The 21,385-nt window shown below is 46.1% G+C and carries 16 protein-coding genes; 2 read left to right on the forward strand and 14 right to left on the reverse strand.

Going from position 1 to position 21,385, the window contains the following annotated elements; translation table 11 throughout:
* Positions 1-327 precede the first annotated feature (327 nt).
* Positions 328-3,039: a phosphoenolpyruvate carboxylase gene (gene ppc / locus DBT49_RS09455; RefSeq protein ID WP_013669937.1), complete on the forward strand. Its 2,712-nt coding sequence runs from the start codon at positions 328-330 to the stop codon at positions 3,037-3,039.
* Positions 3,040-3,115: 76 nt separating this feature from the next.
* Here ppc and DBT49_RS09460 read toward each other — a convergent pair whose 3' ends face one another.
* From DBT49_RS09460 to DBT49_RS09495, 8 genes are all read right to left on the reverse strand, one after another.
* On the reverse strand, positions 3,116-3,829 hold the full coding sequence (locus tag DBT49_RS09460) for a DUF1129 domain-containing protein (RefSeq protein WP_013669241.1): 714 nt from the start codon (positions 3,827-3,829) through the stop codon (positions 3,116-3,118).
* A 12-nt stretch (positions 3,830-3,841) separates the two neighbouring features.
* Positions 3,842-4,939 (reverse strand): redox-regulated ATPase YchF, encoded by a 1,098-nt coding sequence (gene ychF / locus DBT49_RS09465; protein WP_013669818.1) that lies wholly within the window; start codon positions 4,937-4,939, stop codon positions 3,842-3,844.
* A 108-nt stretch (positions 4,940-5,047) separates the two neighbouring features.
* Positions 5,048-5,251, reverse strand: a complete 204-nt coding sequence (locus DBT49_RS09470) for a DUF951 domain-containing protein (RefSeq protein ID WP_013668998.1) — start codon at positions 5,249-5,251, stop codon at positions 5,048-5,050.
* A 10-nt stretch (positions 5,252-5,261) separates the two neighbouring features.
* Positions 5,262-6,227 (reverse strand): ParB/RepB/Spo0J family partition protein, encoded by a 966-nt coding sequence (locus DBT49_RS09475; protein WP_013668691.1) that lies wholly within the window; start codon positions 6,225-6,227, stop codon positions 5,262-5,264.
* A complete protein-coding gene (locus tag DBT49_RS09480; RefSeq protein WP_013669632.1) occupies positions 6,217-6,981 on the reverse strand; it encodes a ParA family protein in 765 nt (254 codons plus the stop codon). Before DBT49_RS09480 ends, DBT49_RS09475 begins: the two co-directional genes overlap by 11 nt.
* A gap of 321 nt (positions 6,982-7,302) precedes the next feature.
* The gene (locus DBT49_RS09485) at positions 7,303-8,109 is read right to left on the reverse strand and encodes a hypothetical protein (RefSeq protein WP_111872438.1); all 807 of its coding nucleotides are present in this window, start codon (positions 8,107-8,109) and stop codon (positions 7,303-7,305) included.
* Position 8,110: 1 nt separating this feature from the next.
* On the reverse strand, positions 8,111-8,980 hold the full coding sequence (locus tag DBT49_RS09490; protein ID WP_041706891.1) for an ABC transporter ATP-binding protein: 870 nt from the start codon (positions 8,978-8,980) through the stop codon (positions 8,111-8,113).
* A 199-nt stretch (positions 8,981-9,179) separates the two neighbouring features.
* On the reverse strand, positions 9,180-10,895 hold the full coding sequence (locus tag DBT49_RS09495) for a putative polysaccharide biosynthesis protein (RefSeq protein WP_013669117.1): 1,716 nt from the start codon (positions 10,893-10,895) through the stop codon (positions 9,180-9,182).
* Between the two features lie 252 nt (positions 10,896-11,147).
* Between DBT49_RS09495 and DBT49_RS09500 the strand changes: the two genes are divergently transcribed.
* Positions 11,148-12,392 (forward strand): peptidoglycan bridge formation glycyltransferase FemA/FemB family protein, encoded by a 1,245-nt coding sequence (locus DBT49_RS09500; protein WP_111872437.1) that lies wholly within the window; start codon positions 11,148-11,150, stop codon positions 12,390-12,392.
* A 187-nt stretch (positions 12,393-12,579) separates the two neighbouring features.
* Here the strand turns inward: DBT49_RS09500 and DBT49_RS09505 are convergent, their stop codons facing one another.
* From DBT49_RS09505 to DBT49_RS09530, 6 genes are all read right to left on the reverse strand, one after another.
* Positions 12,580-13,314 carry an ABC transporter permease gene (locus DBT49_RS09505; RefSeq protein WP_013668658.1) on the reverse strand — a complete coding sequence of 245 codons (735 nt, stop codon included), beginning with the start codon at positions 13,312-13,314 and terminating at the stop codon, positions 12,580-12,582.
* Positions 13,311-14,063, reverse strand: coding sequence for an ABC transporter permease (locus DBT49_RS09510; protein ID WP_111872436.1), 753 nt, complete (start codon positions 14,061-14,063; stop codon positions 13,311-13,313). Before DBT49_RS09510 ends, DBT49_RS09505 begins: the two co-directional genes overlap by 4 nt.
* 1 nt (position 14,064) lies before the next feature.
* Complete coding sequence (locus tag DBT49_RS09515) at positions 14,065-14,973, reverse strand: ABC transporter ATP-binding protein (RefSeq protein WP_013669663.1); 909 nt, start codon at positions 14,971-14,973, stop codon at positions 14,065-14,067.
* Between the two features lie 300 nt (positions 14,974-15,273).
* Positions 15,274-16,494, reverse strand: a complete 1,221-nt coding sequence (gene pepT / locus DBT49_RS09520; RefSeq protein WP_013668671.1) for a peptidase T — start codon at positions 16,492-16,494, stop codon at positions 15,274-15,276.
* Between the two features lie 53 nt (positions 16,495-16,547).
* Positions 16,548-18,179 (reverse strand): peptide ABC transporter substrate-binding protein, encoded by a 1,632-nt coding sequence (locus DBT49_RS09525; RefSeq protein WP_013669029.1) that lies wholly within the window; start codon positions 18,177-18,179, stop codon positions 16,548-16,550.
* 308 nt (positions 18,180-18,487) lie between these two features.
* Positions 18,488-21,268 carry an MSCRAMM family protein gene (locus DBT49_RS09530; protein WP_111872435.1) on the reverse strand — a complete coding sequence of 927 codons (2,781 nt, stop codon included), beginning with the start codon at positions 21,266-21,268 and terminating at the stop codon, positions 18,488-18,490.
* Positions 21,269-21,385: the final 117 nt, after the last annotated feature.

A 21,385-nucleotide genomic window follows, 5' to 3' on the forward strand; every position in this document is an offset into this window, starting at 1 on the left:
CAATAGGAGTTAAAGTCATATTGTAACATTTCTGTAATATTAACCATTCCTTAAACTTTCTAATGCTATTTTCCGAAAAAGTAGTGAAAGTCCTTATTTATAGGCGTTTTTATAAGTTTTCATTAACTTTATAAGTAAAGAAAAGCTGATCAAAGCTTGCTTTATGACAAACTTCTGTAATATTTACGTAATATTATTTCATCGACTAGTTAAGAAAATAAAGAAAGTAAGCGTTTCCTAAGGGGCGATCCCCATGTTTCATTAGCTGGAAAAGTGGTATCATAGGGACAAATAAGGAACGTGCGGTTCCATAAAGGAGTGAACAGTGTGCCAGTCAAAAAGTTGGAAGCCAATATCACCCAATCCATGGTCAAAGAAGAAGTTCATGTCTTAAAGGAAATCCTTGATGACACCACCCATAAGATGGTGGGGGACCAAGTCTTTGAAATGATCCAAGGTTTGGTTGACCTCTCCATGAAAGAAGACTACAAGCAACTGGAAAGTGTCGTCGCCCAGCTCAGTAACGATGAAATGGTGGTTGTTTCCCGCTATTTTTCGATTTTGCCGCTACTAATTAATATTTCTGAAGATGTCGATTTCGCCTATGAAATCAACTATCAAAACAATACCGACCAAGACTACCTGGGTAAACTCGCCTTAACCATTGACCGGGTCAGCCAAAGTGACCAGGCCAAGGAAATTCTCGAACACGTCAATGTGGTTCCCGTCCTAACGGCCCATCCGACCCAAGTCCAACGTAAGACCATACTGGAATTGACCAATCAAATCCACCACCTCTTGCGTAAGTACCATGACGTCAAAGCTGGCGTAGTTAACCGCGACAAATGGTATACCGACTTGCGCCGCTATGTTGAAATTATTATGCAGACGGACATTATCCGGGAAAAGAAACTCACCGTCCGTAATGAAATCACCAATGTGACCGCCTACTATAACAATTCCTTAATCCGGGCCATCACCAAGTTGAGCCGGCAATACCGCCACTTAGCGGCTCAAAAGGGGATCGAGCTCGACCAAGCCAAACCCATCACCATGGGTATGTGGATTGGGGGCGACCGCGACGGCAACCCTTACGTTACCGCCGAAACCTTGCTTCTGTCTGCCACCACCCAAAGCGAAGTCATCCTCAATTACTACATTGACAAGGTCCATAAACTCTACCGCAACTTCTCCCTGTCCACTACCCTAGTAGACATTAGCCCCGCCATGGAAGCTTTGGCAGCCAAGTCTAATGACAAGTCCATTTACCGGGAGAATGAGCCTTACCGCCGGGCTTTCCACTATATCAAGGCTAAACTCGAACAGAACTTAGTCGAAGTCAAAAACGGCCTAAAAAGAGATGACCAGGCCCCAACCCCAAGCTACCAAAATGCGGAAGCCTTTAAAGCTGACCTCTTAGTGATTAAGGAGTCACTACTAGCCCATGGCGAAGACGCTCTTTTAACCGGGGACTTCAATGAGTTAGTAGAAGCCATCGATATTTTTGGCTTTTACCTAGCCACTATCGATATGCGTCAAGATTCCAGTGTCAATGAAGCCTGCGTGGCGGAATTATTGAAGTCAGCTAAGATCGTCGACGACTATTCCTCGCTCTCGGAACCAGAAAAAGTTAAAGTCCTCCTCAAAGAATTACTGGAAGACCCCAGACCTCTATCTTCGGCCCATAGCGAAAAATCTGAGCTCTTGGAAAAAGAACTGAAAATCTTTAAGACCGCCCGTTTCTTAAAAGACCAACTGGGCGACCAAGTGATCAAGCAACATATTATCTCCCACACCGAGAGTGTCTCGGATATGTTCGAACTGGCCATTATGCTTAAGGAAGTAGGCCTGGTTGATCCTAAACAAGCTCGGGTCCAAATCGTTCCCCTCTTTGAAACCATCGAAGACTTGGAAAACGCCCAAGGAATTATGGAAGAATTTCTCAGCTATGACCTGGTTCAAAACTGGATCAAAGCCAACCATGGCTACCAAGAAGTCATGCTGGGTTACTCTGACAGTAACAAGGACGGTGGTTACCTATCCTCCGTTTGGACCCTTTACAAGGTTCAACAAGAACTGACCCAACTCGGTGAAGACCACGGGATTAAGATCACCTTTATCCATGGTCGGGGCGGTACCGTGGGTCGTGGGGGTGGCCCTTCCTATGAAGCGGTCACTTCCCAACCTTTCGGCTCCATCAAGGACCGGATCCGTTTGACCGAACAAGGAGAAATTATTGAGAATAAATACGGTAACCAAGATGTGGCCTACTACAACCTGGAAATGTTAGTGTCGGCCGCCATTAGTCGGATCGTGCCGGGCTCCGTTGATAAGAAGGCTGACGTGGAAGACTTCTACCAAGACATGGATGACATTGTCCACTATTCCAACGGGGTTTACCGCCACTTAGTCTTTGATACGCCGGAATTCTATGACTATTTCTTTGAAGCCACACCAATTAAGGAAGTATCCAGCTTAAATATCGGGTCCCGTCCGGCTGCTCGTAAGACCATCACGGAAATCTCTGGTCTTCGGGCGATCCCCTGGGTCTTCTCCTGGTCCCAAACCCGGATCATGTTCCCAGGCTGGTATGGAGTTGGTTCCGCCTTCAAACACTTTATCGACCAAGATGCAGGCAACCTGGAAAAACTCCAAGCTATGTACCAAAGCTGGCCCTTCTTCCATTCCTTACTGTCCAATGTGGACATGGTTTTATCCAAGTCCAACATGAATATCGCCGAGCAATACGCTCAATTGGCAGAAAGCGAAGAAGTCCGCGCCGTCTTTACCACCATTCGCGATGAATGGCAATTAACCAAAGATATTCTCTTAGCCATTGAAAACCATAACGAATTCCTGGCTACCAACCCCTCCTTACGGGCCAGCCTGGACTATCGTCTCCCTTACTTCAATGTCCTAAACTACATTCAAATTGAATTGATCAAACGCCTCCGTCATAATGAACTGGATGAAGACTACGAAAAACTCATCCATACCACCATTAACGGAATCGCCACCGGTTTACGTAACTCCGGTTGATCCTTAAATAAAAAAGTGTTTCCCAAAAGCTTAAATTACAGCTTTCCGGAAACACTTTTTTCAATTCTTTATTATTTTAATTCTTCCCCATAAATTGTCCTTGGAACCACCAGCGGGCAAGGAAGGCTAGGGCACCGATGGCGAGATATGCGAAAGGCGGTAAGGCCCCGTTCCAGGATGGAGGTAAGATAGCTAGGGCGCCGACCAAGATCAGCATCCACAAGCCGACCACTAGAACCGAGAGCAAGATATAGCGACCAATGCCGCGTTTGCCCTTTTCTTGACTCATGTCGGGACTGTATTGGTTTAAGACTGCCATCGCTAAGCCCCCCATGACAAAGTTAACCACCAAAGCAGCCGGCCCAAAGGCGGTGGCTGAGTTAGCTTGGTTATTGGATAATAGGGCTGACAAGCCAGCGATAATAGAGAAGAGTCCGCCCACAAAGAGGGCCCCTTCTACCCAATGCATCCAGAAAGGTGCAGGGGCTAATTCCTTAGCGGTGGGTTGTTTTTCCAATTCTTCGGCGTATTGGTAGGGTTGACCGTAGAGCTGTTGGGCGGTTTGGCCACTCGCTTGAGTCTCCACCAAGCTGGTTAAGATCTCATGGAGGACTTCGGTCTTATTCCGACCGCGTAAGTCCTTATCTTTAATGGCCTTTTCAAATTGGAAGACAAATTCCTTATTGCGCTTGGTTAATTGAGGATAGAGGGTCTTATTTTCGGCTTCATATTGGTCGAGTTGGGCCTGGCGTTCGGCTGCTTGGTCGGTTTTTTTATCTTGATTGAACACGACGTCCACCTCCTAAACATTGAAGCGGAAGAGCATGACGTCGCCGTCTTGGACCTCATAGTCCTTGCCTTCCGAACGGTAGCGGCCAGCTTCCTTGCAGGCTTGGATACTGCCGTATTCGACCAAATCATCGTAGTGGACGGTTTCTGCACGAATAAAACCACGTTCAAAGTCGGAGTGAATAATCCCCGCTGCTTGAGGCGCATGCATGCCCTTCTTAAAGGTCCAGGCCCGGACTTCTTGTTCCCCGGCCGTAAAGTAGGTGGCTAGTCCTAGTAACTTGTAAGCTTGTTGGATCAAGACATCTAAGCCGGATTGGTCCATGCCCAAGTCTTCTAGGAACATGTCGCGGTCTTCCTCATCCATGGTGGCTAGGTCTTCTTCTAACTTAGCTGAAACCACCACCACTTCGGACCCTTCTGCTTGGGCTAATTGGCGGACTTGCTTGACATAGTCATTGTCCCCATCACTAGCATCATCTTCGCTGACGTTAGCCACATAGAGGACCGGTTTCATGGTTAAGAGGAATAATTGCTTAGCTACCGCCTCTTCTTCTTCGTTGAAGTCAACGGTCCGGGCTGGTTTCCCCGCTTCTAAGGCTTCCTTTAATTTCTTCAGGGTGTTGGCCTCGGTCACGGCATCGTGGTCTTTAGACTTAGCCATTTTTACCGCTTTTTCATAGCGCTTATTGACACTTTCCAAGTCAGCTAGGACTAATTCCAAGTTAATGGTTTCGATGTCATCTTGGGGGTTGATGCCGCCAGAGACGTGGGTAATGTTCCCGTCATCAAAGCAACGGACCACGTGGCAGATGGCGTCCACTTCCCGGATGTTAGCTAAGAACTTGTTGCCTAATCCTTCCCCCTTGCTGGCCCCCTTAACAATCCCGGCAATATCGGTAAATTCAAAGGTAGTTGGGATGGTCTTTTTAGGTTGGTAGATTTCACTAAGCTTCCACAAACGTTGGTCGGGCACTTCCACAACCCCCACATTAGGGTCAATGGTCGCAAATGGGTAGTTAGCGGCTTCCACTTGGGACTTGGTTATGGCGTTAAATAAGGTAGATTTCCCCACATTAGGCAAACCCACGATTCCTGCTGTTAAAGGCATGGTTTTTCGGTCACTCTTTCTCTTTAAAATTCATCATCTTCACTTAGCCAGTTCTTAGTTGCGGGCCAGCTTTTCGTCTGCAGCAGCTGGCGCCTATACTACTGGCGGTTACTTGCCTTGGTCATCATGGCCAATGACTTTTTTCATTTTCTTTTCAAATTCACGACGCGGCATCATGACAGATTGACCGCAGCCTTGGCACTTCATGCGGATATCAGCCCCCATTCGGATCAACTTCCAGGCATTGGTCTTACACGGATGGGGCTTCTTCATTTCCACAATATCATTTAAATCATAATTCTTTTCAGCCATCTTCTTCACCTCAATCATCAAAACGAATGTCTAAAATATCCAAGATCCGGGTGAGGTCTTCTTGGGATAGGTATTCAATTTCAATCTTGCCGGCTTGGCCCTTGGGTTTAATCTGCACATTGGTGCCGAACTTATCCATGAGGTGCTCTTCTCCTTCGAGTAAATAAGTTGGCTTTTCGGCCTTATTATTGGCCACTTTGGGAGCTGGTTGGACCGGTTCGTTAAGGTTTTGAACCATTTTCTCCAAGTGGCGGACGGTTATCCCTTCATCAACCACTTTCTTGGCCAGGCGGCTTTGGTCTTTCTTATTTTTCAACCCTAACAAGGTCCGGGCTTGGCCCATGGAAAGTTTTTGGTTTTGGAGGAGCTCTTTGACATCTTCATTTAAGTCTAAGAGTCTCAAGGTATTGGCCAGGTGGGACCGGCTCTTGCCGAGACGTTTGGCGGCTTCAGCCTGGGTCAGGTCGAGTTCATCCATTAAGTTGCGGTAGGCCTGAGCCTCTTCTAGGGGCGTCAGATCTTCACGTTGCAGGTTTTCAATGATGGCGGTCTCGATCATTTGAGCGTCGGTCATTTCCCGGACTAGGGCTGGAATCGTATCATAACCCGCTAGTTTCATGGCCCGGAAGCGGCGTTCCCCGGCAATAATTTCATAGCCCTTAATGGCTGACTTTCTCAGGGTAATGGGTTGTAAGAGCCCTTGTTCTTCAATGGAATCAGCTAATTCTTGCAGGGCGCTGGGGTCAAATTCGGTCCGTGGTTGGTAGGGGTTGGGACGAATCTCATCAAGAGGAATCTCTTGGACCTGGTCTTTGTGACTTTCTCCTGGGCCGCTCTCACTCGCTTCGGCCTCTTGGGCTTCTTGGTCGATGGCTTGAGCCTGTTGAGTCAGGTCGGTGGCTTCATTATCGAAGGAGTCTCCGGGAAAGAGGGCCCCAATCCCCTTACCCAAGCCGCGATTTTTCTTATTGGTCATTTGCGAGCACTTCCTTTGCCAGTTGTAGGTAGACTTGCGCCCCTTTGGAACTCATATCGTAATCAATAATCGATTGGCCATAGGAGGGCGCTTCCGACAAACGCACATTACGCGGGATCAAGGTGTTATAGACCTTGTCACCAAAGTATTTGCGAACTTCTTCCACCACTTCGTTGGCCAGGTTGGTCCGTGAGTCGAACATGGTCATCAAGACCCCTTCAATCTTCAAGTGGGGGTTAAAATGTTTTTGGACCAATTGAATGGTATTAAGCAACTGGCTCAAGCCTTCCAGGGCATAGTATTCACTCTGTACCGGAATCAAGATCGCATCCGCCGCGGTAAAGGCATTAATGGTCAAGTGGCCCAAGGATGGTGGGCAATCGATAATGACATAGTCGTAATTTTCCTTGACCCCATCAATGGCCTGCTTCATCCGGGCTTCCCGGTGGGGGAGGTTAGTGAGTTCCACTTCCGCTCCCGCTAATTGGATGGTGGCTGGGACCAGGACCAGGTTTTCCCGCGATGATTGCTGGATGGTAGTCGCCATATCCACATCATTGACTAAAACGTCATAAATATCCCGTTCGACTTCCGCCTTAGAGATGCCTAAACCACTGGTGGCATTTCCCTGGGCATCACTATCGACTAAGAGCACTTGTTTGTCTGAATAAGCCAGTGCAGCAGCTAAATTGACTGCTGTTGTCGTTTTACCGACGCCGCCTTTTTGATTGGCAATGGCAATGACCTTCCCCATGATAATCCTCCTAAAACTTAGCAATGAAAAAAGGAACGAATGCGTTCCTTAATCCCCGCATTTCTTCCAAGTTAATCATTAACTCTTCGCTATCTTTTCTACTGTATCCGTTAAGCGCTCTTCCCTCAATCAGGAAAAGCGGTCCTTAGCGTATCAAATAAGTCTGCCTGGACGATTGCTGAGCTTTGAAATTGGCCTAAAATCAACCGCTCCAGACCCCAGTCACGAGCTTAAAAACTTATTTGCATCGGTCTCTTTTATTGTATCAAAAAAAGCTTGACTTTGCTCAAGAAATATTAGCTCTTCCACTACGACTTACCCTTAGAGGTAAAGGTCCCGTTTAGAAAAATAAACCACCGCTCCATAATCGACCACCAGACTAGCCACCACCATCACTAATGACGACATGAGAAAATAATGGGTATTTGAACAAATCTTATCCGGATCATAAACAGTAAATAAGGTGGCATAATCCAGCCAATCCAGCTGCTTAGATAATTTCCGAAAAACATCGGCCAGGTAAAAATACAAGACCAGGGGTGTAGAATAGGCCAAGGCCTGGTTACTGTTGTCACTGATCACACTCAGTAACAAGCACAAGGACCCTATCAACATAAAGAGGGCCAGCAATTCCCCGTTAATCTTCGCCAGGTCAAAAAAGTCAAAGACTTGGTCCGGTAAAAAGACTTTACCAACTAAAGCCCCAAGGAAGGCCACTAAGGCCAGGAAAAATAAGACCCCTTTAAAGACTAGGATTTGGCTCATTAAGAACTGCTTTCTCGAAACCGAAGCATTGAGGAAATAGACTAAGGAAGTATCCCCCAGAAGTTTAGCTGTCAAGCGGACCGCTAAAACAATGACCACCATCATGAAAATGTAAATGGCAATGGAATTATAGAAATTAATGTAAAGATAGTCGTTGACATTAGTCACATCCCCCTCCATGCCAAAGGCCATCAACATGTTGTCAGGCAGGCCTTTGAGCATGTAGGCATAGCCAGCATTACTATTGACCCAAGGAAAGACCGCTAACAGAGATACTTCTGCAATGAAGACTAATAGGGTCACCAGGGTCAAAAAGCTTCGATTCATTTTTAAGGCAGTTTGACAGATCACTTTTACAGGCATCTTATTCGCCCTCCCCGTAATATTTTTGAAAAATCTCGCGTAAAGTCACCTTTTCACAATCCAAAGCAAGAATGTCGTGTTGGGCTAATTCGCGGACTAGGTGATTGCAATCGCCCAAAAGAGCCAGCCGGTAAGTCTGATTTCCTAAGTCCTCGACCCCACTTAGGTTGGGACTAAGGCCTTCCTTATCGCCCAACTTCACTAGCAAAAAGTCTTGCATTTCCGCATGGAGTTCTGCGATTGAGAGTTCTTTAACGATTCTTCCCGCTTTGATGATACAAATGTCATCCGCAATCCGCTCAACCTCCTCCAAGACATGGGAAGAGAGAAAGATGGTTTTCCCCTTGGCCTTTTCCTCCTTTAAGAGCTGGATCAATTCTTCCTGCATGAGGGGATCTAGGCCCGTACTGGGTTCATCCAAGATAATAATGTCAGGATCACACATAAAGCAAGCCACCAGGGCCAGTTTCTGCTTCATCCCCTTGGACATCTTGGGGATAGGAATGTCCATGTTTAAATGGAAACGCTCGATTAGACTTTGAGCCCGGCTGGGATTTGGGTCATGGTGGATCTTCCCCTGCATAGCCAGGAAATCTTGGGCTGATAAGCCACTGGGAAAGACAATTTCTCCAGGCAAGTAACCCAGCTTATCCTTGACCCGGTCTGCTTCCTGCCAGCAATCATAACCATTAATAGTCAAAGACCCCGAGTCTGCCTTTAAAAATCCCATCAGATGGCGGATAGTGGTCGATTTTCCCGCCCCATTCGGTCCGATAAAACCCATCACTTGTCCGGCATCGACTTCAAGGCTAAGGTCAAAGATACCCTTCTTATTCTTAAAAGACTTGGTCACATGATCAATTTTAATCAAGTGCTTCACCCCCGAATAACTTCATTCTTAGGATAACTTGCTGGATTCTTCTAGGAAGGTTTCCTCAACAAGTCCCTTATATTTGAATAAAATTATACTCTAAAATATATAATTTGAAACCCCTATTTTTAGCCAAGAAAAAAAGAGAGCCGGTCCCAAAAGACCAACTCTCTAGAAAATTCTTTAGATGACTTCACTGTTAAGCGATATGGAAAAACTTGCGCAGACGTTCTGCCTGCTTGTGACCGATAATGACATCCAGTTGCCGGCCCTTAGCGATAGCGGCGACATAAACGATAACACCCACACTAGCCAGTACTAGTAATTCCACTATGGCGCCCAAGCGATTAGGGGCGCCGATAACGACCTTGAAAAAGATCAAGAGTAGACCATCAGCCAGTAGCATGAGTCCACTCGCCTTCAGAGCCCCTGATAAGCGCGACAAGATCGCCTTGGCTCCTAACTTTACCTGCGAGCGAATGACCAGTAGGTAGTAAACACACATATAGACGAAGGCCAAGATGGAGGCATACATAGCCCCCTCACTACCAAAGACCGCCAGGAGCGGAAATTGAACGATCAACTTCATCGCTACCCCAAAGACAATCCCAATCATGGCCCGTTTTTGGTCATCCATGGCTTGGAGAACCATCACTAAAACCGAGAAGAGTCCCATGGGAATCGCCATCACTGAAGAGACCTGTAAGTACCATTCACCTAGGGGGTCATAAATCCCATAGAGGAGTTGGTAAACCGGACCAGCAACCAGGGCCATCCCCAAGGAAGCCGGTAACATAACTAGACTGAAAAGATTCAAGGTATGTAAGATCACTTCCCGAGTTTTGGTGAAGCTGGCCTTGACCTTTTGTGTCAACTTGGCCCGGCGGTAGTGGGTCAATTCCCGAATATAGGTATCGGTCACCACTGGAACCGAAGTCGAAGCAATGGCGGTCGCAAAGGAGAGGATGATTTGAATCACCCGCCGCGCATTAGCGTTGAAGACCCCATATTGGTAGACTAGTTGATCATGGGGTAAGTCACTCACCTGCTGCATCATCGGCATATAGGTATTCATATCGATCAAATTGATGGCTTCAACAATTGACCCGGTGATGACAAAGGGAATGGCCACCCGGACAATCTCGAATAAGAGGCTTTTGGTAGACACCGTATTGGTATCCACATAACCTTCTGGCATCTGGTACTGGTCCTTATCACGGATATAATAGAAAACCAAAGTGATAATGGCTACCACCGCACCGATAAAGGCCGCAAAGGTGGAGTGTCCAACCGCTGCCGCCACCGAGCCATCTAAGAGTTGGCGGATCACATAAACCGCCACCAGCATATAGGCTACCCGGGCGATCTGCTCGGTCACCTGGGAGATGGCACTCTGCTTCATCTCCAGATAGGCTTGAAAGCCCCCTCTAAGAATAGATAAGAGGGGGATCACGGCCAAGGCCGGCACCAAAGAGCGGATGACTAAGACCACATCCTCTTCGCTAGCCGCAGGTAAATTCTGCGACAGGGCCGGCGCTGCCAGGTAAAGGAGGAGGGCACAGACTAGACCGGTGATGGTCATTAGAATGGTCCCACTCTTAAAGAGCCGGCGACTGGTCCCATATTCTCCCCGGGCCATGTAATTGGTCATCTGCTTAGAAATGGCGGCCGGCACGCCAGCAATGGCCACCGATAAGAAAATCAAATAATAATTGTAACCAATACTATACAAGGCATTGGCCTGGGTTCCCGTATGGGGGTCTCCAATCCAACGCATCCAAGGAATAATATAGAGGACCCCGATGATCCGTGAGACCATACTGGATATGGACATCCAGGCCGATCCTTCATTCAATTTGGCTTTTGCGCGTGCTTCCTGGTCGATGGTTTCCAGGTCTTTTTCATTTTTTGGCATCATTACTCTCCCAGAATTGTTTGACATGTTTTTTATACATCATAATCCTACTTATTGTACTCAAATTTAGCCATCAATTCAATACAACTTCCCTTGGCTCTGTCAGTCAGCCCCTTAAGCTCCATCGCTCTAGGGCAAAAATTGCCTGAGCTTTAGGCAGTTTTTTGCTATAATGGGAGCTGTTAGACAAGATTTCGCTTATGTTTAGTAAAATAAATATAAAAGCAATTACACAATTAGCAAAGGACTATTATGATTTTTAAAGAAATTTCAGCCGATCAACTTGAACACTTTCAACAAAAGCAGCCCGACCGTCACTTCTTTACCCAGGGCGCTGACTACCAACGCCTGGCCGAAAGCAACCAGACCACTTCCAAAATCCTGGCGGTCGTCGAAGGCGAGTCCCTACTGGCTTATGCCACCTTCATCTACTACCCCTACAAAAAGTTTTTCTACAAGGTGACCACCCAATTCGGTCCCATTATGGATTACACTAACCAAGACCTGGTCGATTTCTACTTCCACCACTTAAAAAATTACTTTAAGAAGAATTGGCGGGTCCTCTGTGTCCGGGTCAACCCCTTCCTCAATGAACGCTACTTCTCCGATGTCGACTTTATCGAGGATAATCCCCAAGCAAATGAGGTAGATAAGATCCTTCAGGCGGAAGGCTATATTAAAACTGACCATGACCTCTTCGATGATCCCACCCTGGCCACTCGTTGCGTCTTTTCCAAGGATTTGACCGGACTCACTAAGGATAATCTCCTGAAGCATGTCTCGCAAATTGCCCGCTACACCATCAACCGCACTATCAAGGAAGGCGTGCAAGTGCGGCCACTAAATATTTACGATGAAGCGGACTGTAAAATCCTCGATGCCATCAACCAAGAGACCTCAGAGCGGATTGGTTTTGAACTTAGAGACGCTAAATACTTCAAAAATCTCAAAAACATCCTCAAAGACGACCTCATCCTCGCCCTGGCCTATATTGATTGTGACTACTTCCTGATCCAAACCAAAGAGACCATCGCCAAGCTCAAAGAAGAACGTCAGGACCTGGAAGACAAACTCGCCCTGGGTAAGGTCAACCCTAAAAAGACCAAGAATAAAATCCGCGAGCTCAATGAAAATATCGGTATTTGGGAAAAGAAAATTGAAAAGATCCAAAAGTTGAAGGAAGAAGAAGGCAATATCGTCAACCTGGCCTGCGCCAGCTTTATCCAATCGGCTGAGGACTTTATTTACTTCTCCAGTGGCGCCTTCAGCAAGTTTACCCGCTTTGAAGGGCCCTACGCCATCCTCTACCGTATGCTCCTAGAGGCCATTGACAAGGACTTTAGCTACTTTAATTTCTATGGGACCAGTAGCGACTTTTCTGAAGAGGGACCTGATTACGGCGTCCTCCAATTCAAGCGTAACTTCAAGGGGAATATTGAATGGTTCATGGCCAACTACGAATTAAGAAATGCCCTAGGGAAAATTGTTTCTTGGTAAGACTGACCGCTAGCTATAGTAAAAATAAGACGCTGGTGAAGCTACACATGCTCCACCAGCGCCTTTTTCTTGTGGACATTATTGACTAAAGCTTCTTTTTACTCGCTCAAAACCTTCCCTTAGAGCGGTCTAATACTTGTTGAGCTTTCATCTTATATCTATCTAAAGCCCATCAAAGGATCTACCCTTATTTTGTTTTAGCTAATTCTTGACAAGATAATTGGTAGAATAGGCCCGTAACCCCCACATTGACTAAAAGGAATAAAACCAGTTCAGCCAAGCTAAAGTCTTCAAGCGATCGACTGCGTAAGGCCACCATGACTTGAGAGTAAGGATAGAACGGCACCAAGTTTTCATTGATGAAGAGCAAGACAAAGCCACCCATAGCACCTAGGGCAGAAAGGCCCACTGACTGGCTAAAATTTCTGCTTTTAGAAAAGAGATAACTCTGAATAGAAAGAATGCTTGCCGAGGCCAACACTGACAGGGCAAGCCACTTTAAATTGACCAAGACATCCAGCGATAAAGCCAGGTCTGCAGCCAACACGCCTCCAAGATAAACTAAGAAAAGCATGACCTGGACGAGAACGACGATTCCAAGAACTGCTATCAGTTTACTAAAAAGCAGCTTCCAAATCGATACGGCATTGGCTCGAAGCATTTCGATATTTTTTCTTTCAAATTCTTGATTTAAGCTCATCGCCATAAATATAGCCAACATGGGCGCCGATAAAACCTGGCTGTAATAAAAAGTCAGCTGGCCCCACATGACTTGATATTGGGTACCTTCAGTAAAAACGGACTGGTTGGCAAAATAGATCCCCAAACCAATAAAGCTGGCTATGGCCAGAAAGACCAAGCCGATACAGAATAATTGGACTTTTCTCAATTTATACCATTCTTGTGCTAGATAGTCTCTCATGCTAAGGTCCCCTTTCTGGCAATCATAGCCCGGACGACAATCGCTATGATAGCTAGGTAAAGCAAATAAAGCAGTAAGCGTAATCCCAGACACCCATCCAAAACATAGTTGTAAGAACTACCATCAATCAGGTTAAATTTATAGGGGGCTAAGTAGCCTGCCCCTAAAAAAGGCAGGATAAAACTCCAAAGCGCTGAGGTTTTTGAGGCTAAAACCAGTCCAAAAAAGCCACCCATAAAACCTAAGGATAACAAAAGCCCTTGTTTTTCGATCACCAGCGCCAGGAATAAATAAAGAGTGATCAAGCTGAAACTGGCCAGAAATTGTCCAGTCACTTGCAGGAGACTGATTGATAGAGGAACATAGGCCCCATGGCTATAGGCATATAGAGTCACAAGCCCGGTTTGGACGATTGCAATCAGCAGGAAAAATAAGGCCGTGAGGAGTAATTTACTATCAAAAATCTTCAGTGTGCTTCTGCCATTGGCATTTTGCAGTTTAAAGGTCTGCCCCATTCTTTCATTGTTAACAATTCGACTGGTAAAAATACTAATGGCTATGGGGAGTAAGAGGCTGTTAACGGTTTGATTGTTAAACAAGACCCCTACCGCATCTAGTTGGCGGCTGGAAAACTCACTACCTAAACTAACTAGATTCCATAGCAAGGCTATTAGCATCAGGATGACTGCGATCGAAAATGACCGGGTTCGGCGACTCTTTAAAAGTTCGATTTGTAAAGCTTTCACCATCCTATACCTCCTTGGTTAACTGTAGAAAAATATCTTCCAAACTTTCCTGTTTGGACTCGATTCTAAAAAGCGGGAAACCCGTCTCAACCAAGGCTTTAGCGACCATGGCGACTTTGTCATCAGTCGTTGTCTTTATTTTCAAGAGATGGTCCGCCACTTCGAAGTCATTGGGCCCATAGTATTGACTTAACAAGCGCTCTAAGGCCTGGCATTCAAATTCTCCGCGAAACTCAATCCAATGATTGGCCTTGATTTGGTCAATTTCGCCTTCATAGACCAGTCGCCCCTGGTTAATGATGCCCACCCGATCAGCCATCTGTTCAATTTCCGATAAAATATGACTGGAAATAAAGACGGTCAAGCCCTGAGTTTTGGCTAGATTAATAATCAATTCTCTGACCTCGTGGATACCGCTAGGATCTAAGCCGTTGGTCGGTTCGTCAAGAAGTAAGATTTTGGGTTGCTTAACTAAGGCAAAGGCAAGGGCTAAGCGCTGTTTCATTCCTAAAGAATAGTCTTTGGCCAGTTTTTTCTGATTCTTCTCTTCAGCTAAACCGACTAATTCAAGGGTTTTCCAAATATTCCGCTTATCGAAACCTAGCATTTTTTGAAAGACTAGGAGATTTTCATATCCGGTTAAATTGGGATAGTAGGAAGGCTCTTCAATCATTGAGCCGATGTCATTTAAATAATCCCTATTTTCTAAAATGGATTGACCGCCGACTTCAATCTGACCCGATGAGGGTGGGATTAAGGATAGAATCATCTTCATGGTGGTGGTTTTTCCGGCCCCGTTAGGTCCCAAGAAACCATAGATTTCTCCTTTTCTCACGGTAAGACGATCCAAGTCAACCGAATGGTGGCCATTAAAGTCCTTCTTCAAATTTTTAAGTTCAATGATATTGGTCATGTCATGCCTCTTCCTATCAGTAAAACTTTTTGCAATATACTTTTTAGATCATATCTAATTATAGGTTGAAGCAAGTGGACCAGCCTTTACCTAAACTTACAAATCAAAGGGGTAAGCTTACAGTTTTGTAAGCTTAATTGATGTTTATTAACTCAAGGCCTGACTACGCTTAGCTGTGCTTATATCTAACCCCATGGCCCCAGAGAAGAGCCTTTCTTTAACTTCAAGGCAAAGAAAAAATGCCATACCATCACTGATATGACATTGTTTATCGACATGATTTTGATTTCAGTCATTGTCTTAGCCTTTAATAATGGCCACGATGACATCCTGGAGGGCTTGGAGGCCTTGGGCACTGACGAATTCGTATTGGCCGTGGAGGTTTTCCCCACCGGTAAAAATATTCGCGGTCGGGAGACCTTTGAAGTTAAAGACACAGCCATCCATGCCCCCGCGGAAGGGTTGGATATCTGGCTCAATCCCACAATCCCGGTAGGCTTTCAGGGCCCGCTCCATGACATAGGGGTGGTGGTCGAGGACTTCTTTAATATTCTTGTACTGGTCAGAAATTTCATAGCGGATCCGCGGCCGTTTGTACTGACTATTGATCTTATCCACCACTTGGGCAAAGATTTCCTTACGTTCTTGGAACTTGGCCTCGTCGTGGTCACGGATAATGAAGACTTGGTGAACTTGGCCTAAGTCCCCGTTTTGTTGAGTTAGCATAAAGTAACCCTCATAGCCATCAGTCTTTTCCGGCACTTGGTCTTTGGGTAAGTCATTGACAATTTGCGCCCCCAAGTGCAAGGGGTTGATGGCATTGCCCTTAGAAGACCCGGGATGGACACTCTTACCTTCAATCCAAACTTCCACCTGGGCCGCATTGAAGGTCTCTCCTTCAATCTTTCCGACCCGGCCAGAATCAGGAGTATAGGCAAAGTCAGCCCCAAAACCTTCCACGTCAAAGCGGTAGGCCCCTAGGAGACCGATCTCTTCATCGACCACAAAGGCAATCCTCACCTTCCCATGTTCAATTTCTGGGTGGGCCAGGAGGTATTCCATGGCCCCAATAATTCCCACCATGCCGGCCTTGTCATCGGCACCGAGCAGGGTGGTCCCATCACTAGTGATCAGAGTTTGACCGACATAGTCTTTGAGGAAGGGAAATTCCGCCACTTCCATGACAATCCCCTCAGCTTCATTTAATACCAGGTCCTGGCCGTCATAGTCTTCATGGACTTGGGGTTGGATATTCTCCGCATTAAAGTCAGCCGTGTCGACATGGGCAACAAAGCCAATCACGGGTAAATCCGCTTCTGTCGTTGCCGGCAGGGTAGCCGTCACACAGGCCCGCTGGCGGTCAAAGTCGACCTGGCTCAGGCCCAATTCTTCCATTTCTCCAGCAATGACTTCTAAGAAATCCAGCTGGCTTTGGGTGCTGGGGAAGGTCTCACTATACATATCAGACCGGGTATTGACCTTAGCATAACGGATAAAACGATCGGTTAAACTTTCAGCCATGGTATCAATCCTTTCTCTGGCTTAATGACTAGGAATCGAGCGGTCCAGTGGAACTAGTTAGCATCCACCAATTCTGCTTGACGGAAATCATACTTGGCCCCTACTGAGTGGTAAACGAAGCCCTTCAGGTTTGGATTACGTAAGTGACCTTCATAAGGATGGTAAAGCACTAAGAAGCCATAATCATCAACCATGGTATTTTGTGCTTCAATCATATCTTGCCAGCGTTGGTCCACATCGGTCGCATGGTCACCTTCCGCTAGGTCAAGGAGTTCATTAACTTTAGGATTATTGTAATCCCCAAAATTGGCTGTGGTCTTCGTATTTAAGATATCTAAGAGGTTGATAGCATCAGGTAAAATCGCTGCCCAACCCGATAAGAAGAGGTCAAAATTCTTCTTGCCTGCTTCTGCTAGGGCGGTTTGTTTTGGCATGGTGCGGATATCTACCGTAACTCCCTCGAGTTCATTTTGCCATTGGCCTTGTAAGTATTGGGCCACTAGCTTCATTTGCGGATCATCATAAGCTAAGATTTCAAAATGGAATTGGTCTTGACCTAATTCTTTCTTAGCTTCTTCCAAAGCCTGCTTGGCGGATTCAACATCATAGCGTAAGGCTTTGTCAACATTACCGGCATCATCAGCGAAGTCGTTACCGGTATTTGGATGTTTGACAAAGTCATGAGGGACAAAGTTTTCCGCTGGCACGGCACCATCGGCCAAGACTCCATTGGCTAATTGGTCGCGGTCTATCACCAAAGATAAGGCCTTTCTCAAGTTCTTATTCTTAAATTCAGGCCTCTTGGTGTAATTCATGTGGACCATATTGGTGGCCGCTTGGGGCTCAACCACAAAGTTATCGGACCCCTGTAATTGCTTGGCAGCTTCTCCGGTAATTAGAACGTCATCCACCTCGCCGTTTTCAAAGAGACTAAGGGCAGTTGGTACTTCTTTAATCACTTGGAAGTCTACCTTCTGTGGCTTGACATTATCCTTGTCCCAATAGTTCTCATTCTTGACTAATTGCCAGGTTTGATTGCTACCGTCCCAGTTTTCCACAGTGAAGGGCCCGTTATAGAGCATCTTGTCACTGGAAGTCCCGTAGGCTTCCCCGTGTTCTTCCACAAAGGCTTGGTTTTGAGGGTAGAAAGGCGCGAAAGCCACTACACTGAGGAAATAAGAAACAGGGTGATTCAATTTGACTTCAAACGTCTTATCATCGATGGCTTTGACCCCTAATTCTTCTACCGGTACTTGGCCCTTAGCTGCCGCTTCACCATTCACAATGTTAGCGAACATATAAGCGTAACGGGCCGCCTTGTCTGGGTTGACTGCGGTTTGCCAGGCGTAGACAAAGTCATGGGCGGTCACCGCTTCCCCATTGGACCACTTGGCATCCCGCAAGTGGAAGGTATAGGTCTTACCATCTTCAGAAACATCGGTCTTTTCTGCTATGGCAGGCTGGGGTTGGTTATCGGCATCCAAACGATAAAGGCCTTCCACCGTATTCCCCAAGACAGAAAAGCTTTCAATATCACCAACAATGAGGGTGTCTAAGGTCGATAATTCGGTCTTTACCCCCATTTTAATCGGGCGTTCTTCCTTAGAAGCCCCTCCCGAACAGCCTACTAAGACTAGGCTTACGACTAAGGCCAGCAATAACTGCTGGAGCTTTCTCCATTTCATGTAATTCCTCCTCAGATTAAAATTTTTCAAAATTATTCCTATTATAACAAATTGTCAAACTATTTAATCACTATAAATCCGATTTCTATTAATCGATTTTCTTGATCGCAGTTAAGTATTTAAAAAAAATGATAAGGCCTCCCTTTATCAGTCTACTCTGGTTTTTAAAAACAGAGAAAAAGTGCCTATGGCCCGTGTCAATAACACAAGCCTAAGCACTTTTAGGAGTGATTCTATGAAATACCAAGACCTATCTTGGCGATTATTCTTTTCTTACCATTTTTTAAAATTTAAGCCATGACTAAGCCTTAGCGCCGGGATTTATTATGCTTTCCTAGCCAAGCAAAGAGACAACCAACAAAGACTGCTCCGATTCCCAAAGCCAGCCAATCCTTAGTCTTATTGTCAAAGCCAGTAGGCGGTAATTCCGCTTTTTTATGAACTTGTTTTTGAGGGGCTAGGGATTTTTCAGTTGGCGTGGATGGATTTACGCCAGGCCGGGATACTTTCGCTGGAGATTCTGGTCTCTTAGGTTGGTCCGGCGGCGTTACAGGTGGCGTCTCCGGCTTCTTGGGTTCATCCGGCGGCGTCACGGGTGGCGTCTCCGGCTTCTTGGGTTTATCCGGCGGCGTCACAGGTGGCGTTTCCGGCTTCTTGGGTTTATCCGGCGGCGTCACAGGTGGCGTCTCCGGCTTCTTGGGTTCATCTGGTGGGGTCACGGGTGGCGTCTCCGGCTTCTTGGGTTCATCCGGTGGGGTCACAGGTGGCGTCTCCGGCTTCTTGGGTTTATCTGGTGGGGTTTGGGGTTCCTCTGGAGGATAGGCTTGGTTAAGAATTTGGAAGCCATCCTTCATCGCCCCTTGGTAGGTCACCTTGAACCACTTGCCAGCGACTTGGATCGCACCCTGGTCTCCGCCAACCTCTTGAATACTGTAGTCGTAATTTTTGGGATTTTCTATCGATTCATAAACTGGTAAATTCTTAAATGAACCGCTCCAGTGATTTTCTTTCGACAGCGCCAAGGTCTTGCCGGTGGCTTGACCGTCGCGGTAGAGTTCGACTTCAATCTTAGCAGCTGGCGCGGTTACGGCCTCCCCTTGGGCGTTTAACCAAGTCTTCGTCACTTTGATCTCTCGGCTTGGTGGCGTCATTAGGGTCCAGGAGGGGCTTTCTACATTAATAATTTCAACACCTTGACTGACATCGTTAGCATCCTTTTGCTTGATTTCCGTGCGATAACCATCTAAGGCTGCCTCTTCCACCCTATAATCAATGCGACTGCCGTCTGACTTGAATTTAGCCAGATTATCAAAGCTATGCTTCCAGTCGTTTTCTTGTGAAAGTTTGACTTCTTGAATCTTTTTACCATCTGCTATTAAGAAAACGCTGACCTCTTTTAAGGCCTTGCCCTTCCAAAGCTTGGTGACTGGGATAGCGATTTTTTCTTCCACTTTTTGATTGCTAATGGATTTAATGGCCAACTTGTTATTCTTGTCGAAGTCTTCCGCCCCAATGGTTATGGGACTTGGATCCAATTGATAACCCGCCGGTGCTTGGCTTTCCGTCAGGGTGTAGTCATCTCTTAGCAGGTTCTTAATTACTATTTCCCCCGCTTGATTGGTTTCGTACTCACCAATAAGGGCTCCAGTACGGTTGCGAATCAGCTTAAATTTAGCGCCTGCTAAAGCTTTATTTGAGTCGGTCTTATCTAACTTACGAATCTTAAGCTGATAAAGATAGCCTTGGGCCTTCCCACCAGCAGAAAGATAGCGATAACGACTGAGGCCTTCTTCATTTGAAATCCCATCACCGGTCAGTCGCACGTAATTGTTAATGACTTCGCCATCAAGGGCTTGGTAGCCAATGCGAGCCCGGTAGGTAATCATTAATCCTTCTTCAGCGCTTAAGTGTCCAAAGTGAATCTTGAAATTTTGACCATTTTCTCCCCAAATAATGTCCACTTGCGAAGTCACATTGACACCATGGTCAAAATCAAAATCACTCTTCTTATCGTTCCAGCGCCACTTGCCCTTATAGACACGCAAAGTGTCCTTGAGGTAGTCAACTTTTTCACTTTTCAGAGCATCTGAAATAAGCCCATTATAAATGTCTTGTCCCTTGCGATTGACAGAGATACGGTACTGGATGATATTATCCCCTTGCCAGCTTTTCCAGGAATCTTTTTGTAAGGGATAATAGTGGGGTTTTATAGCCCCTTGCCAGCGGATTTTTCCCGCCAAGATCAGCTGATTCCCGACTTGAAAATTCAAAGGAATCTTTCTGGCTTTCTTCTCCTTGACATGGTCCACCCGGGTGGAGAAAAATAAAGTACCCTGGATGCCGGAATGCTTTTCGACATAGTCCGTGTAGGATAGGGTAATGGTTTTGTATTGAGGATTAACCGAAGCTCTAGCAACGACTGCTCCAGTAGAATCCTTGACCCCAAAACGACTAGGGGTTTCTTTAAAGACCAGGCCTTGAGGCAGCTGGATCGTGGTGATATCACCAGATTTAATGGTGTTATCCGGTAGCTCAAAGTCCATATTGACCTTAACCGTCATCCATTGGCGGACGCTATCCAAGTTCTGACCATTGCCCTTAGTTACTCTTACCCTTTTAATGATATTGTCATGGTGCTTAGACAGGCTTCTTTCTGCCACATCCACAGCCTGGTCCAGCAAGTCTTCTCCTGACTTTTCAGCCCTGACTTCTGGGTCAGCTGGCTCTTCCACCGGCTTTGAAGCTTGGTCTTTATCCCCACTAGCCTGGGTGGCCTTAGGAGAATGGCTTTCTGCTCCAGTCGCTTTGATTGAACTTGTATTTTCCTTTAGAGTCGCTGGCTTTTGGTCGCCTCCTTCTTTCTTTTGACCAGCAACTTGACTCGTCGTGTCCTTCTCGCTAATTGAATTTACTTCTTTGTGAGTTTCAGGACTTGGAGTGACCTTGTCCTGACTATTTACCTCATTTATTGCCATAACTTCCTGATTAGCAATGGGAGGTCCCAGCTCCTTAGCCTCTACTCGGGTCGGTATGAAACTGAAAATTAACATTGCTATTGCCAATAATAAAGCAGTAAATCCCTTCTTCATTTTTCAACCCTCCTTAATCCATTTTTAAAGCAATCAAAAGGTCTTAAGCAAAAAGATAAGGGTTAATAAAACCAGGATATTACTAACCATTCTTGCCCAAGCTTTCCCGCTTTTGAC

Source organism: Aerococcus mictus (assembly GCF_003286595.3).
Lineage (GTDB): Bacteria > Bacillota > Bacilli > Lactobacillales > Aerococcaceae > Aerococcus > Aerococcus mictus.

Coding starts and splice junctions, on each gene's coding strand:
- ychF (WP_013669818.1), bottom strand. CDS start 4,939: ATGCCTTTAACAGCAGGAATCGTGGGTTTGCCTAATGTGGGGAAATCT.
- DBT49_RS09470 (WP_013668998.1), bottom strand. CDS start 5,251: ATGGCTGAAAAGAATTATGATTTAAATGATATTGTGGAAATGAAGAAG.
- DBT49_RS09475 (WP_013668691.1), bottom strand. CDS start 6,227: ATGACCAATAAGAAAAATCGCGGCTTGGGTAAGGGGATTGGGGCCCTC.
- DBT49_RS09480 (WP_013669632.1), bottom strand. CDS start 6,981: ATGGGGAAGGTCATTGCCATTGCCAATCAAAAAGGCGGCGTCGGTAAA.
- DBT49_RS09485 (WP_111872438.1), bottom strand. CDS start 8,109: ATGCCTGTAAAAGTGATCTGTCAAACTGCCTTAAAAATGAATCGAAGC.
- DBT49_RS09495 (WP_013669117.1), bottom strand. CDS start 10,895: ATGCCAAAAAATGAAAAAGACCTGGAAACCATCGACCAGGAAGCACGC.
- DBT49_RS09500 (WP_111872437.1), top strand. CDS start 11,148: ATGATTTTTAAAGAAATTTCAGCCGATCAACTTGAACACTTTCAACAA.
- DBT49_RS09505 (WP_013668658.1), bottom strand. CDS start 13,314: ATGAGAGACTATCTAGCACAAGAATGGTATAAATTGAGAAAAGTCCAA.
- DBT49_RS09510 (WP_111872436.1), bottom strand. CDS start 14,063: ATGGTGAAAGCTTTACAAATCGAACTTTTAAAGAGTCGCCGAACCCGG.
- DBT49_RS09515 (WP_013669663.1), bottom strand. CDS start 14,973: ATGACCAATATCATTGAACTTAAAAATTTGAAGAAGGACTTTAATGGC.
- pepT (WP_013668671.1), bottom strand. CDS start 16,494: ATGGCTGAAAGTTTAACCGATCGTTTTATCCGTTATGCTAAGGTCAAT.
- DBT49_RS09525 (WP_013669029.1), bottom strand. CDS start 18,179: ATGAAATGGAGAAAGCTCCAGCAGTTATTGCTGGCCTTAGTCGTAAGC.
- DBT49_RS09530 (WP_111872435.1), bottom strand. CDS start 21,268: ATGAAGAAGGGATTTACTGCTTTATTATTGGCAATAGCAATGTTAATT.